Source organism: Paenibacillus amylolyticus, from assembly GCF_001570725.1.
GTDB classification, from domain to species: Bacteria; Bacillota; Bacilli; order Paenibacillales; family Paenibacillaceae; genus Paenibacillus; species Paenibacillus amylolyticus_A.
Genome location: NZ_BCNV01000011.1, coordinates 131774 through 147314 on the forward strand (window position 1 = coordinate 131774; position 15541 = coordinate 147314).

The 15541-nt window shown below is 46.9% G+C and carries 14 protein-coding genes; 1 reads left to right on the top strand and 13 read right to left on the bottom strand.

Annotated features, from left to right (window positions below; all coding sequences use genetic code 11):
* Positions 1–45: 45 nt before the first annotated feature.
* A complete protein-coding gene (locus PAHA3_RS27790; protein ID WP_062837875.1) occupies positions 46–2118 on the bottom strand; it encodes a beta-galactosidase in 2073 nt (690 codons plus the stop codon).
* Between the two features lie 175 nt (positions 2119–2293).
* Between PAHA3_RS27790 and PAHA3_RS27795 the strand changes: the two genes are divergently transcribed.
* Positions 2294–3151, top strand: coding sequence for a helix-turn-helix transcriptional regulator (locus tag PAHA3_RS27795; RefSeq protein ID WP_235599586.1), 858 nt, complete (start codon positions 2294–2296; stop codon positions 3149–3151).
* A 115-nt stretch (positions 3152–3266) separates the two neighbouring features.
* Here the strand turns inward: PAHA3_RS27795 and PAHA3_RS27800 are convergent, their stop codons facing one another.
* From PAHA3_RS27800 to PAHA3_RS27855, 12 genes are all read right to left on the bottom strand, one after another.
* Positions 3267–3626, bottom strand: a complete 360-nt coding sequence (locus PAHA3_RS27800) for a DUF3024 domain-containing protein (RefSeq protein ID WP_167350961.1) — start codon at positions 3624–3626, stop codon at positions 3267–3269.
* Positions 3627–3648: 22 nt separating this feature from the next.
* Entirely contained in the window at positions 3649–3918 is a 270-nt protein-coding gene (rpsN, locus tag PAHA3_RS27805; RefSeq protein WP_036605831.1) for a 30S ribosomal protein S14, read from the bottom strand.
* Positions 3919–3970: 52 nt separating this feature from the next.
* Positions 3971–5167, bottom strand: a complete 1197-nt coding sequence (locus PAHA3_RS27810) for a GTP-binding protein (RefSeq protein WP_062837878.1) — start codon at positions 5165–5167, stop codon at positions 3971–3973.
* A gap of 485 nt (positions 5168–5652) precedes the next feature.
* On the bottom strand, positions 5653–6918 hold the full coding sequence (cntE, locus tag PAHA3_RS27815; protein WP_371327973.1) for a staphylopine family metallophore export MFS transporter CntE: 1266 nt from the start codon (positions 6916–6918) through the stop codon (positions 5653–5655).
* Positions 6915–8108, bottom strand: coding sequence for a staphylopine family metallophore export MFS transporter CntE (gene cntE, locus PAHA3_RS27820; protein WP_062837880.1), 1194 nt, complete (start codon positions 8106–8108; stop codon positions 6915–6917). Before cntE (PAHA3_RS27820) ends, cntE (PAHA3_RS27815) begins: the two co-directional genes overlap by 4 nt.
* Positions 8109–8121: 13 nt before the next feature.
* Positions 8122–8874 carry an ABC transporter ATP-binding protein gene (locus PAHA3_RS27825; protein ID WP_062837881.1) on the bottom strand — a complete coding sequence of 251 codons (753 nt, stop codon included), beginning with the start codon at positions 8872–8874 and terminating at the stop codon, positions 8122–8124.
* A complete protein-coding gene (gene cntD / locus PAHA3_RS27830; protein WP_062837882.1) occupies positions 8875–9684 on the bottom strand; it encodes a staphylopine uptake ABC transporter ATP-binding protein CntD in 810 nt (269 codons plus the stop codon).
* Positions 9665–10561 (bottom strand): staphylopine uptake ABC transporter permease subunit CntC, encoded by an 897-nt coding sequence (cntC, locus tag PAHA3_RS27835; protein ID WP_062837883.1) that lies wholly within the window; start codon positions 10559–10561, stop codon positions 9665–9667. Before cntC ends, cntD begins: the two co-directional genes overlap by 20 nt.
* Positions 10561–11493: a nickel/cobalt ABC transporter permease gene (gene opp1B / locus PAHA3_RS27840; protein ID WP_062837884.1), complete on the bottom strand. Its 933-nt coding sequence runs from the start codon at positions 11491–11493 to the stop codon at positions 10561–10563. The genes cntC and opp1B overlap by 1 nt, the downstream gene beginning before the upstream one ends.
* A gap of 13 nt (positions 11494–11506) precedes the next feature.
* The gene (gene cntA / locus PAHA3_RS27845) at positions 11507–13135 is read right to left on the bottom strand and encodes a staphylopine-dependent metal ABC transporter substrate-binding lipoprotein (protein ID WP_062837885.1); all 1629 of its coding nucleotides are present in this window, start codon (positions 13133–13135) and stop codon (positions 11507–11509) included.
* Between the two features lie 240 nt (positions 13136–13375).
* Positions 13376–14662, bottom strand: coding sequence for an opine metallophore biosynthesis dehydrogenase (locus PAHA3_RS27850; RefSeq protein WP_062837886.1), 1287 nt, complete (start codon positions 14660–14662; stop codon positions 13376–13378).
* Between the two features lie 55 nt (positions 14663–14717).
* The gene (locus PAHA3_RS27855) at positions 14718–15512 is read right to left on the bottom strand and encodes a class I SAM-dependent methyltransferase (protein ID WP_062837887.1); all 795 of its coding nucleotides are present in this window, start codon (positions 15510–15512) and stop codon (positions 14718–14720) included.
* Positions 15513–15541: the final 29 nt, after the last annotated feature.

The window sequence follows — 15541 nt, forward strand, 5'->3', positions numbered from 1 at the left end:
GATGTTTCGTTCTATATATAACGCATATATGGATGAATGGATTCCTTATTGCGGCAAATCGATCTCAAAGATGAATACACCATACGCGGACATGTTGATTTCATTCTGCATTGTTGTACCCGATAGTAACTCTTTTGCTTCTTTCTTAAGCTTGATAGCCACTTGTTGATCCGAGTAGTTGAGTAAAAATACATAAGCTTTGTCCTCACCAGAACGGATACCAAGTTCAACCTCAGTCGGTACCTCAACCAGGTCATCCACAGGTGACGATAGCCCTATTTCATCTAGAATAGCATCTACGACCGGTTCATTGTAAGCCGCTCCGTAATACCATACCTGCCCCTGACCTACCGCACGTTTGGTCAATGCAGGGCTACCTGCATAATATTCGGATGCATACTCGGCCATGACCTGCACGTCGGGGTGCTCCACGTGAAGAACTTCGTTAAATCCGGCCGTTGGCGTTCCCTCTTGAAGTCGCTCAGTTGCCCCGCTCCATTGGAGTTTGGCTGCAGAAACGGTTCCTTTGATTAAGGTGAAATCCTCCACGGTTACACCACACAGCTCAGCGACAGCCCCCGGGAACGGCCTCATATAACAGTGTCCCTTGAGATCCTTATAACCGGTGCGCGCACCGAAAAACAGGGTGCCTCCTTGACTGACATAGGCTTGCAGAAGTTCTGCTGTTTCGTCTGTCATGATGGCCGGGTGAGCATAAATGATCACCTTATACTCGGATAGCTCCTCCAGTGTTGTCTTTGATTGCAGTGTAACCATATCTGTCGGAATATGACGATACTGAAGCTGCTTATACCAGGAGCGTACGCTCTGTTGCTGAAGCGGACCGTGCCACTCGTCCAACTCACCATCCCAGATATTATCGTAGTCCTGCAGGATCGCAACATCAGCTTGATATGTAGTACCCGCAATAACGCGCCCGATCTTGGCAAACTCTTCACCCACTTGTGCAACCTCGCGTACCCTTCTGTTGGGCTGATTATGGTAATCATTGATGCCATGCCAGTACATCTCGGTTCCGAACGTTGCCGTCCGCCAGCGGAAATATACGAGCAAATCTGTTCCATGAAGAACGGATTGATATGACCATAATCGGATCTGTCCCGGTCTTGGCGTACCCATGCCGATACTGTCGACCCAGCCTCCTGGTCCAGACTGCTGTTCCATGACGCAAAAGTTCGGTGACATGTTGCGGACGTTGGACAGTTTCATGCTCCATGCCCGGTCTTGCAATGAATTGTCGTCTGTCCCTGGGAAGATCGTAGCAAACTGCGGATACGAATCATAAGAGAAGAAATCCAACAGGTCTTCTGTCATTTCATGATTATCCAAGTGTCCAAACGTACCGTTCGTTGTGATCCAACGTTCCGGATCCAGTTCCCGAATGATATCCACTTGGAGCTTGGCAAATGAAATGGTATTGGCTGAAATGAATCTCTTTTCATCTAATGCCAGGTGAGGATTGGGCGATTGGCTGACCATATTTCGGGTAAGGTGAACTTGAGCCCAGTCGGTGTAGGTCTGACTCCAGAAAACGGTTCCCCATGCCTGGTTCAGATTCTCCAACGATTCGTAACGATTCTTAAGCCATTCACGGAAGGCGACATGGTCAGCCTCAGCATAGAAAACATCCATATGACAATTGAATTCGTTATCGATCTGCCATCCAATAAGAGCCGGATGATCTTTATAGGCAATCACCATATTGCGCACGATTTTCTCACATTGCTGTCTGTAGATTGGGCTGCTGTAGTTGGTATGGCGTCGCATGCCGTGTTGATACAATACCCCGTCCTTATTCGCGTTTAAGACTTCAGGATATTTCGAGGTTAACCACGCTGGTGGTGTTGCAGTCGGTGTTCCCAAAATAACGCTCAAGCCGTATTGATGTGCCAGATCCAATGCCTTCTGGAAAAAACTAAAATCGAACTGACCTTCTTCCGGTTCAAAGATGGACCATGCGAATTCAGCCATCCGGATAACCGTAATATTCATCTCCTGCATTCTGCGGAAATCGTCCTCCCACAACTGTTCCGACCAATGCTCAGGGTAATAACAGACCCCCATTTTCAATTCATCCAATTGGATTGATTTTGCCATCTTTAATTGCCCCCTTAACCTGTCATATTGCCTCCATTCTATTGGAACCTTCACAGATAATAAATGACAAGATTATGCGACTTATAATAAAATATTGTCATTGCTGAATATTCAAATAACAGTGAACTGAATCGATTTCGGTTCATCACATAAAAATATTGCGTTTAAATGGAGGATGCACTTGAAAGAACACATCTTTCTCCCCAAGCCGGTTTTCCCCAGACATGTATGTTTTCCCGATTTTATTGGAGGGTACAGTGACTTTCCGAAACATCATGTGAATCGGGAATATCGAACCAAAGATATCAACTTGGATCATTGCTATAATTTGCACCTCGTACTTGACGGTAAAGGATTCCTGGACACGGGAACCACTCGTTATGAGCTAACACGAGGTCAGGGATTCCTATATGGTCCGGGTCTTAGACAAACGTACTATTCAGATTCGGATGATCCTTGGAGCATTCGTTGGATTCACTTTTACGGGATTCGTCTCGAAGAACTGTTAAATGGAAAAGGTGTTGACGAGCCATGGCTGTTTCAATGTTCCAACTTCCCGGTGGTTACCTCGTTAATGGACAGATTACTGGAGCTAGGAAGAGGCTATCAAGTGGAGGACGAGCACAGTACGGCAGCAACTCTATATGAACTTCTGACCCGATTGCAATCCGCAGCGAGCCAAATCAATGTTTCGTTAAATCACACTTCCGAGCGAATTCGTGAAGCAGGGAATTATATTCGTTCCCATAGTAACGAGCACATTACATTAGACCACGCTGCCGGGATTGCCGGATACAGTACAACATACTTTAGCCGAAAGTTCAGTCAGACGTTTGGCATCTCCTTCCCGGAATTCCTGATGGAATCCAGGCTATTACATGCGAAACAGCTGCTCGCAACAACCAACCTTTCTATTAAACAAATTACACTGGAAACGGGATTTTCACAGTCAAGCTACTTCATCCGATGTTTTAAAACCCAGGAAAATGTAACGCCTATGCAATTCCGTATGATGCACAATCATTCGTTATAGGTACGGTACGTATTACTTCATCATGCTGACGCAAAAAGAAGACTCTGCATATAACATGCAGAGTCTTCTTCGTTTATTTCATAAATGCTCGTTCGTTTCTTCATCCTCATCAGCCTTATGCACGCCAGAACAGTCCGGTCTCATCCCGTTCCACCTGCTCGAGTAGATCCTCGAAATCGGAACAAGGTGCAATAACATCTACCGGATTCCAGCTGCTCTGTTCATCTCTGGCATATACCTTCCACTGGTTATCTTCCCAGTAAAATCGGGCAATGTGCATCTTGTCCCATTGATACCGCTCCTCCGCAGGTCTTTCTTCAGTCAGGATCAATTCATTGTCATTCATCACATATGTCAACTTCACCATCGTACGCAGTGGCGCAGGTACCTTCTCGTGAATATAGCCGTTCATTACGGACTGAATTCTTCTTAGTGTAAACAAGTCCAGCATGGTGATGCACATCCTTTCAGCCAAATACCAAAACCCCTTGATCATTTTACCAGCTGGATTTCGTTACCCCAGGAATCTGTCCTTGATGAGCCAGTTCTCTGAACTTAATTCGAGATACCTTGAACTTGCGTAGATAACCCCGCGGCCGACCTGTTACCTCACAACGGTTCTTCAAACGAGTCGGAGATGCATTCCTCGGCAATTTCTGCAAGGCTTCGTAATCCCCTTTTTCCTTCAGTTCCCGGCGCAGGTCCGCATATTTTGCCACGATTGCCTGACGTTGCTTCTCACGTACCACTTTTGATTTTTTAGCCATGAATTACAGCTCCTTATCGATTGAATTTATATTTAGAACATTATCTTCCGAGTTATACGGCTTCCACAGGCCATGGCAGTGGATTGTCGAAATGGCCCCAGTCGGCCAGCATTTCTTCATCACTGAGCAGGCACTGGTCCAGCTCATCTTCAATGCTTGCACGCTCCATTTCGATCCCGATCATGACAAGCTCCGTCTGACGATCTCCCCACTGGGCATCCCATTTCTCCAGAACATCCGGCTCGTTACGCAAAATTTCTTCCTTGTCCGCTTCCGGCAACGCCGCGACCCAATGTCCCGCAGGACCGAACTGAATGGATGGCCCTGCCTGGCTGAGGCTTGCAGCAACATCCCCTTCGGCCGCGAGCCATACCAAACCTTTGGCACGTACCACTTCTTCCGGCCAGTAACTCATGAATTCAGCCAGACGGGAAGGATGGAACGGCTTTCTGCGGCGATATACAAAGGAACCAATGCCATATTCCTCGGTTTCCGGTGTATGCGACTCCTTCTCCAATTCCTGAATCCATCCGGCGGACATGCTCACCTTCTCAAAATCAAAGCGGCCTGTATTCAGAATCTCAGACGGATTCACCTGTCCATTCTCAGTCCGAATGATCTTGGCGTTAGGCTGTAGCTTGCGGATGACCCCTTCGAGCTTGTTCAGCTCGGTGTCATCGACCAGATCACATTTGTTCAGCAAAAGCACATCACAGGTCTCAATCTGATCAATCAACAAGTCTACGACATCACGGGTGTCCTCATCTCCGCTCGCCTGGTCACGGTCCAGAAGACTCTGCCCTGATCCAAAATCATGCCAGAATCGATTAGCATCCACCACTGTTACCAGACAATCCAATCGAGCCAGACTTGTCAGATCAATACCCGACTCCTCATCGGCGTATGTAAAGGTCTGTGCAACGGGAACAGGTTCACTGATGCCCGTGGATTCGATCAAAATATAATCATACTTGCCTTCGTTCACCAGCTTCTCAATCTCCTGCATCAGATCATCTCGCAAGGTGCAGCAGATACAGCCATTGGACAATTCCACCAGCTTCTCTTCAGTTCGAGACAAGGTTGCCTCCCCCTTGACCAGCGCAGCATCAATGTTGACCTCACTCATGTCGTTGACGATCACAGCAACTTTAAGCCCTTGTCTGTTGTTCAACACGTGATTCAAAACCGTTGTTTTCCCTGAACCGAGGTAACCACTCAGTACGGTTACCGGAACTTGCTTTTGTGTCATAGATCTCGACTCCTTATATGTGCAGTCTGTGTAATTCAGACTTTAATAGTAATTATTACGATTAACAACAATGACTATAATCCTGTTAGACGGTCGTTGTCAAACTATTTTTGATTCAACCTGCAAAAAAAACAAAAAAAAGGCTGATGACCGCCCCTTACACTTTCGCATCCTGAGGATACGTTTTGGCAAGAAGTGAGTCATAAACCTCCTCTGTAAATGTTCGCATTACATGCGGGATAGGCTACACGAAACGGAGAGGACAGAAAGAACCTGAAGAAGCGGATCTACAAGCTTTCTGCAGGAAAGCTACTTCGAAAGCATACACTTCGCCTACAAGCTTTCTGAAAGAAAGCTACATCGGAAGCATACGCCATCCCCGGATTTAACCTTTATAAAAAGGAATCAAAAAAATCTGGGGATAACAGCGATCGGAAGGTTGTTCTGTCATCGGAGTGATCCGTGTAAATGTTCTTTAGTTCAATTTATATAGACACCACAGATCTGGCCTTATTCCCCGCTTCCATCCGTTGCCTGAAAACAACCACCAGAATCATCGCTGCAATAGAGAGCAACGTGCAGATCATAAACATGGTCGAATACGAACTCACTTGCACAATAAGCCCCATTGCCAGTCCACCCAGAGAGAATCCAAGGTCATACGAGGACATGAAAATCCCCATGAGTACATATCTGGAATCCGCGGGCAGCACAAAAGAGAGATATGTGGTTAATGTCGGGTACAACAATGCCAGAGCAAAACCGCTAAATACCGCGGATAAATACACCAATGGCCCGATGGTCTCCATTAGACTGAGCAACTGGGTTCCCAGTGCAGCACAGAGCATTAACCCTGCCATCAGCCAGGTATTCCAGCTACCGTCGGACGGAATTTTTTTACGCAAAATAAACCTGCACAGGATCACAACCAGTCCCTGAATCGTCAGAAATACGCCTGCACTTGCCATTCCGGTGGATACCATATACAAGGGAAGAAAGGTCGCTGTCGCGCCAAAAACGCAGGACGCAAACAACATCACCACACTGCTGATCAGCAGTGGCGTACTACGCCAGATGCCGCCGAATGAACGAAACATATCACCCAAGGTATACGATTTGTTCTGTACGGTACTCCGCGGCAGATCTACATTATATCCAATCAGAAGTGGCAGAGCCGCCAGTCCGATCATCAGCAGCGTAAACGCCAGATCACTGGCATTTTCCCAGATTTGTATGGCGAGGATCGGAATGACCAGAGAAGGAACCATCGTAAACAGGGTGTACATGGACAGCCCTTGTGCCCGGTCTTTGTCCTCCAACTTTTCCACAATACCCGCCTGCATCGTCATGGAGAAAAATGCAGTAGCCACCCCTTGCAGAGCTCGCAACCACAGATACGTCTCCACACCAAAAACAACAAATAACAGCAACGTGCCCGCATGCAGAAGCAATAGCCATTTCATCACTCGAAGCGGCCCATGCTTACCCAGCAGCTGTGCTGCAAAAGGTCTCAAGAGCATACAAGTGAACATGTATGCCCCCATCATCAGACCAATCTCAGCCTGATTCAAACCAGCGGCCTCGCTTCGCAAAGGCAGAATAATCGTCAAAGCAGAATTCGCCGCAAAAAATAAAAAGGCCAGCATATAAAACCGGATAAACGAAAAGGATACCGGATTTAATTTCCCATTGGATGTTGCCGTCATCGAAGACTTCAAACGTTCGTCACCACTTTCTCTTCTGGCAGTCAACTCACAGATGTACCTGACACGGGTCTCCGCCGTTCATAGGCAAAAACGATCATTACCGCTCCTAGGATAGCACACATCATGTACATAAATGAATAGGAAGAGAAGTCAGCGACGGGTCCCATAATCACACCACCCAGAGAAATACCCAGATCCGCCATCGCGATAAATAACCCAATCAGGACGTTCCGGTTCAGCTTAGGCAAGACAAAAGATAAATAGGTCGTGAGTGTCGGATACAGGATCGCCTGACCGACTCCCATGAACACAGCGCCCACATAGAAAAAGACCACTCCGCCTGTCACGGCAAAACTGACACATTGCGCAGCTACGGCGAGCAGACACATGGTGCCCATCATGAAAGGAGAATGCCAACTGCCATCGGAAGGAATCTTTTTCCTAAGCATAATTCGAGCCAGCACCACCGTTCCTGCCTGAAGCATCAGATATACGCCGGCATTCCCGTTTGGTACTTGGCTCGCATACAGCGGAATAAAGGTGGTAATCGCGCCAAATACAACGGAAGCAGCGAGCATTAACACACTGCAACGAAATAAATATGGATTCTTCACCAACTGCCCAAAGGATTCCCACATGCTCACATTCTGCTCCGATGGATTCTCAGCAGGCTGCTCCTTGTTTGGTTCCATTTTGGCGGTATATCCGAAGACGCCCGTACAGACAGCAATGCCGATCAGAACCACTGTAAAATAATCCATGCCTCCCGCCTGCCATATCCCTAATGCGAGCACAGGTCCCAAGATCCCTGGTATGTAACTGAACAACGAATAATACGAAATTCCCTGTGACCGATCCTTCTCCGGAAGGGCATCAATAATGCCAATCTGCAAAGCCATGGAAAAGAACGCTGTCGATACCCCTTGCAAAATACGAGCAACCAAATAACCGCCAAGTCCCGTAAAGGTATATAAAATCAGCGCAAATCCATTGATAATCAGAATCAGACGCAATATTTTGATGGGACCGTGTTTTTGAATAATCCGACCGGCCCATGGTCTGAAGAACATCGTTGTGAACATATAAGCACCCATGATCAGTCCGATCGTTGTACCACTCGCACCCAAGGACTCGCCTTGCAATGGGATGATCACATTAAGAATAGCATTGGCACTAAAATATAGAAGAACCAATATGTACAAGCGTAGAAAAGGCCAAGACATCGCTCCACTCACAATGGGGCTCCTCCTAAAATGTAATTAAATGCTTCAATAATCGCTTCGCATAATCGGACTGTACGTCCTTAAGTTGATTGGTCGGAACGATCTCTACAACCTGTCCCTCTCTGAAAATGATCACCCTGTCACAGATATAGGCTGCCGCCTGTATATCATGTGTGATAAAGACATAGCTCAGCTTGTAGATTTCCTTAAGCTCTTTCAACAATTGCAACACCTGGATCTGAACGGACACGTCCAGTGAGCTGATCGCTTCATCAAACACGATGCATTTAGGGGCGGTGGAGATGGCCCTGGCAATGCACACTCTCTGAGCCTCCCCGCCCGATAGTTCATGCGGATATTTGGATCTATAGGAAGGGTCCAGTCCAACTTGGCTCAGCAACAGATCCACCTTCTCTGAATTACTTTGATCCTTTCGCAGCTTTTGCTGTGCTTGCATCGGTTCCATAATGGCAGCTTCCACGGTAAGAAATGGATTGATGGAGGACGTATAATTTTGAAAAACAGCGCTGATGTTACCCATCCGTACACGTCGATCCTGTACGTCTTTACCATCGAGCGAGATCGTTCCACGATCCGGGCGTTCAATGCCCAGAATCAGACGGCCCAACGTAGATTTACCACTTCCGCTTTCACCGATGATACCGAGACACTCACCCTGCTGGCATTCAAAGGTAACCTGTTTCAAAACTTGTTGTTTGTTCTTGGAGAACAGTCCGCCTTGGTTATATGATTTTTCGATACCTTCCACCTTTAGCATCTAAGAGTCCCCCTGCATCAACGCCTTAAAATGATTGCTCAGCTCCAGCCGGGTAGAGACCAGATACTGCGTATAGGCATGCTTCGGCTCTGTCAAAACAGAATGCATGCTGCCGCGCTCTACGATCTCGCCGTCCTTCATGACCATCACGTCATCTGCAATCTTCTGAACAACGCCGAGATCATGGGAGATGAACATCATGGAACAGCCCATGCGTTCACGTAATTGAATCAATTGCTCCACCACTTCATATTGAGAGATCGTATCCAGTGCCGTTGTTGGCTCATCCGCAATAATCAGATCAGGCTCCAGCACCAATGCCAGTGCAATCATGATTCGTTGCAGCATCCCACCGGACAGCTGATGTGGATATTGATTCAGAATCTCGCGCGGATGTCTGAGCATGACGCTTTCCATCGCATGGATGATTTTCCGTTCAACCTCACGGGTGTTCCAGCCAAAATGCTGCTGAAGCGTCTCCCGAATATGAACACCAATGACACAGGAAGGATCAAATGCACTCATGCCATTTTGCAAAATCATACACAGATGCTTGCCCCGCTTACGCCGCATCTCCGGTTCCGAAAGCTGGTTCAGGTCTTCGCCCTGGAATAACATCGTGCCCGATTGGCGAATCCACGGCTTGTTCAGTCGCATGATGGCCCTGCACGTGACGGACTTGCCGCTACCGCTTTCCCCCACGATGGCCATACAGCTTCCCTGTTTGACTTCAAATGAACTGTTATGAATGATCACTTTGCCTGTATTGGTGTCCCATACCTTCAAATGTTCAACCTCGACTATATTCATAAGCCGGCTTTCTCACCTCACTTTCGTAAGACTTGTCAGACTTACCTTGAGAGGTCATCAATTTGGGGTCTAGAGCCACCTGAAGGGCATCCGATAGAAAATTAAAAGCCGATACTACCACCACAATGGCCAGGCCCGGTGCCAACATCAATTCCGGTCTGGAGAACATGACTTCCCTCGCCTCATTGAGCATCATGCCCCACTCCGCATGCGGAGCCTGAATGCCGAGCCCCAGAAAGGAAAGACCGGAGATCTGCAACATCATTGAACACATGGAGCCACTGGCAATAACGGCAATATCGGCAAAGGTAACCGGAACAATATGTTTGGTTATAATTTTCAGATTAGGCGTGCCGGAGGCTTTAGCGAATTTTACATAATCCATATCGGAGAATTGCATCACAGATGTTCGAATAACGCGGGCAAACCAGGCCCATTTCATCCACACAAAGGCAATCAAAATGTTCTCCAGTCCTGCACCCAAAATGCCAACCACCGCCAGTGTCATCACGTATCCGGGAAAAGACAGCATAATGTCACAGACTCTCATAATCCATGCATCCACTTTCCCCTTGAAGTAACCCGCGATGAATCCAACAATAGCCCCGATCAGAACAGATAAACTGAGTGCAACCAGCACCCATAACACACTTGGACGGATACCATAGATAAGCCGGGATAGTACACATCTGCCCAGATGATCATTGCCTAATAGATACTCCCAAGACGAAGAGGCGTATCGAAGCTTCATGTTCACTTGTCCAGGATCATGCGGCGCAATAAGCGGAGCCAAAATGCCCGCCATAAGCGTAGCGATAATCACCACCAAAGAGGTCATCGCAAGCTTGTCTTTGCTCAGATTTTTCAGTATTCGCATCAGAATTCCTTTCTCAACCGGGGATTCATCGCCGCATTAATGATGTCGGATATCGTGTTAAACAACACAAAGGTGACAGCCAACATCAGAACATACGCCTGAATAATCGGAAAATCCCTGCTTAATATGGATTTCACGCTGAGCCTACCGAGCCCCGGCCAGGCAAATACATTTTCAATGACTACCGTACTGCCCAACACGATCGGGATCGCCATGCAAAAGATGGACACGGCCACCTGTAATGAATTTCTCAGAATATGCAGGGTAACTTTCTTCTCACTCAGACCGCTTGCCCTTGCATATAACACATAGTCCTCATTCATATTGCTCAGCATGGAACTTCGAACCGTTCGGAAATAAATGCCTGTATAACTCACCGTGATCACAATCACAGGAAGAATGTAGCTTCGATACGAGTCCATACCACTGGTAGGCAGCAGATCCAGCTTGACGGAAAAATACCAGATCATAATAGCTGCAAGCCAGTAGGATGGCATGGCCGTGAGGAAAAAGGAAATACCTCTGACCGATCGATCCAGCAGCTTGCCTTCTCTCATGGCACAGATCACACCGAGCAGAATGGACAGCGCAATAATAAATACCGATGAGACGAGCGTTAACTTCAATGTGTTCAAAAAAGCCGGCCCCATCAAAGTCCACACGGGTTCACCCGATACATATGAGTTGCCAAAGTCCAACTGCAAAACAGCCATAATCCAGTTCGCATACTGGATCATGAACGGCTGATCGAATCCCAGCGCTTCATTCGTTTGCGCGATCAGTTCATCTGTAATCTGCGGAACCTCCTGTGCCTGTAATACGACAACTGCCGGGTCCAAGGGAGATAGATTAATCAGGACGAACGTTATAAATGAAATGATAATCAGTAAAGGGATGGCTAACAGAATCCTTTTGACGATATAACTTCCCATATCCATCTCCGCTCTATTTAAAATTCATTTGTTCAAAAGGTAGTTCATATTGAGTCTGCTTGAATGAGATTCCATCGAGATTCTCGGGAGCGACTATAGTGACACGTCCGTTGGTAATCGGGATGAAGACTGCTTCATCATGGACGATCTTCATAATGTCGGCATACAGGGATTGGCGGGAAACCTCATCCGTGGAGACCATGACCGCATCGATTTTCTGATACAGTTCATCTGCTTCGGCAATTCCGCTTGTTGTATGCTTGTATGCCGAATCTGATGTAAATGCAGCAATGGTACTCTGTGGATCATAGGCCAGTCCCCACGTTTGATTAAAGAGCAGATCATATTCCCCGGTGGCTCTCCGATTCGCGATGGAAGTAGACTCTTCACCCACGATCTCAAGCTGAACACCCAATTCTTTCATCGAATACTGGATCAATTCGGCCTGTATTTTCTGTGAAGACGAGTTGCTGTCATAGTATAGTTTCATGGCTAGAGGCTGACCGTTCTTCTTTCTCACCCCTTCACCACTTGCCAATGTCCAACCTGCTTGGTCCAGAAGCTGTTTAGCCATTTCCGGATCATACTCCCGTTTCTTCAGGTCTACCTTGGCGTAATTGACATTGGCTGAAAATAGCGTGTCCGCAACAGTCTGCGTTCCGTTAAAAATATCTTTACTGATCGTTTCCCGGTCGATACCAACCCATAAAGCTTCTCGTACTGCCGTTTCCTGAACCGGACTATTCTGACGACTGCTATTGGCTACGATCATATTCGTATTCATCGCTTCACTTCGAACCAATTGATAATCACCGGATTCAGCCAATTGATCCATGGCCTCGACATCAATGCTGTCTGCCCCCCGGTCATCTGTGAACACAAAGTTGATTTCTCCCTTTTGTAATGCCAGGAATGTCGTTTCGCCTGCAGGAAGAACCTTGGATGTGATTTTCTTGATTGCAGGTGCACCACCCCAATAGTCTTCATTGGCTTCAAACGTGGCATTCTCTTCGACTTTATGAGCAGTAAGCTTGTAAGGCCCTGTACCGTGGAAACCACTCACTCCGTCTTTGGTTCCGCCATCTTTGAAATCCTTGGGTGATATGAAGACGTAAGGTCTTGTCATGGACAATTCCACCAGTGCCGGATAATAGGCTTCCGACAGCGTCAGCTCCACCGTGTGTTCATCGATAACCTTTACACTTGTGATTTTGGTGGACAGCTTGATCCAGGCATGTTTCTCAGCATTCGCCTGAACGGCATCGATATTTTGTTTGACCGCCTCTGCGTTGAACGGCTCTCCATCATGGAATTTCACATCTTGTCGCAGATAAAAGGTATAGGTCTTGCCATCCTCCGAGATATCCCATGATTCCGCAAGCAATGGCTTGATGCCGTCAGGCGTGTTTTCCACCAGAGACTCATATATCATCCCTTGCGCAGGCATGGAGCCTGTATACAGATGGGGGTTCATATCATTAATATCTTTGGCAGAAGCATAGATAAGTTCAGTCTGTACCTGGCTATTGGCAGGCTCCGATTGGGCGCTCTCTTTCTCTTTTGTGCTCTGAGCGCATCCTGCCAGCACCGTAATGGCAGACACCAGTATTAGTATGGATGTAAAAGTAAGACCCTTTTTCACAACATTTCCTCCTGATGATTAAGTTACAAGCAGACCTTGTAGGTTACATCGGACCACTCCGATTGCAGTACCATCTTCCGATCGCTGTTATCCCCAGATTTTTTTGATTCTCTTTTCCAAAGAGAAAATCCGGGGATAAAGGCGACCGCTTCGCTTCTTCAGATTGGTTCTGCACTCTCCGTTATGATGTAAACATCAGGTTCAACTTGATTAATTTGAGATGTAACTAGACCCTATTACTCAAAGTCCGGTGCAGATCATGCGGATATCCTCTTCAAAGGATTGGATGACAAAGGCGTTGGACACGCGTTGATTCTGGTTTGCGTCAGCCACTTCCTGAAGCTTTGCCTCATATTTGGCGATAAATTGATCAATCGTTGGGCAGCTCACATCGAGGTGTCTGGCAATGCCCTGAATAATTTTGATGCGGTAGTAATCTTCTTTGGGCATACGAGGGATGTCCAGCTCCCCTTCGCGATTCATGAACGTTTTGCGGAATGGCACTGCTGAAAAGTCGAAATATTTCCCTGCCGAATCGGGTTCCGAGAATGGATCAATCAATAGTGAGGTGTACCGTATGTATAATAAATACTCTTGATGAATGACCTGCAGCTGATTGAAATTCTCGATATCCTGGCGTGATATACTCTCTAATCGAACTGGATAGTTGTCATCCGTCATGAATTGAAGCAGGTTGACTCCCTGAATATCAAGTCGGTCCGTAATATTCATAATCTCCTGCCACTGTGCCCGCATATTCCGAATCAAACCTTGTGTAATCGGACCTTCGGGATACATCTTATATACATATTTTGGAATATCTAATGCCCCAAAAATGGCCTCTAATGAGAAGTCGTTCATGAACAAGGGTGGATGCACATACAACGAAATATTTCTTGTTTCCGCCTCCAATGGAGATCGCATCACTTCTAGCGCAACACCCAAACGCTCATACACTTGGCATAGCTTACTGACCTGTTCAGACGGGTAACGAGTGGAACCGATATAGACCTTTTTCTTGACCCCTGTTGTAATTACATGATTGGACGGATGTTCGTGCATCCAACGGGTATCTCCGAGGTAGGTCGAGAAGCTGACCACTTCCGGCGCTGCCTTCCGCTCTCTCATATAATGGGTTACCAGTCGATTGGACCCGAACGTTGGCGAAACCAGAATGATACATTTCAGTTGTTTAATGAATTCATCATTCATTTGTTCCAGTACATCTATATACGCATCGGTGGTAACCGCCAAAATGAGTGTATCCCATTCACCATCAATGGTGTCATATCCCTTGAACACATGATCAACGTAACACTCACCTTCGAGTGGCTGATGTTTCTCATTTTGAATGCTGACCTGAATACGCCCATTGCTCTGTTCGAGGGCTGCAAATACGGACGCTGAACGAACCGATGCTCTCCCCACAATGCCTATACAGCAATTGAGATGAGCTTTGAGTGTAACCGCAAGCTGAATGGATGCAGGACCGGTTCCAAGTAACAGAATTCGCTGAAGATTGCTCATGTAAGCCTCCTTTATTTAAAGTTCACCTGAACTCCATTTGGATTGACTTGCATGGCTATGCTTTCTGGTACAACGCAATATCGAACACATCATCCGGACGCAGGATCTGGTCCACCAGCTTCCACTTGCTGCTATCCGTCTCTTCCATCGGATAATTGAACAAGGACTTCAACTGGTCACCGTATCTCATAGCTACAACCACCTGCGCATTCGTCAGGGCATGCAGTTGATCGAGCAACTCATATTTAGGGGCCACGGTAGAGCTGAAAATGATATGTGTTGCTTCCTTGGTATACTCCAGATTCTCCAGCAAGGTTGACTGCAAACGAATCTTCAAGCCCGCGCCCAGCTTCTCCACCACCTTCTGCCCGAGTCTAATAGATTCTTCATCAATATCGATCCCTACGACCTCTGCACCTGTTCGCTTGGCGATGAGTAATGGTGTCATGGGGAAGGAACCGGAGCCTACCAACAACACCTTAGAATCAGAGGTGACATGGAAGCTACCGAATTCTTTATCGATGCACTCTTCTATATTCTTGAAATAATCGGCAATCTGTTCATCCCCGTTCTCTAACTTCAATGCACGATATTTCTCCATGATCGCCACACACTGGGCGGATTTATTTCTTAACTGCCATATAAGCGAATCCAGTTCTTCCAGCTCCGAATGCTGCAATTGTTCCCAGGCTTCCTTATTCTCCTGATCGGTCACAAAGCGGGAGTAGTCATTGATCACAGCCTCCAGCTCCGAGCTATGCTGAATCGTATGATCATACTTGCTCGCGAGCTTATCGAATTTCTCTGCAAATTCACTCAAACATGTCTGAAAATGGACCAATGTGATCATTTCTTTTCCCCCTATACGTTGTCTCGATC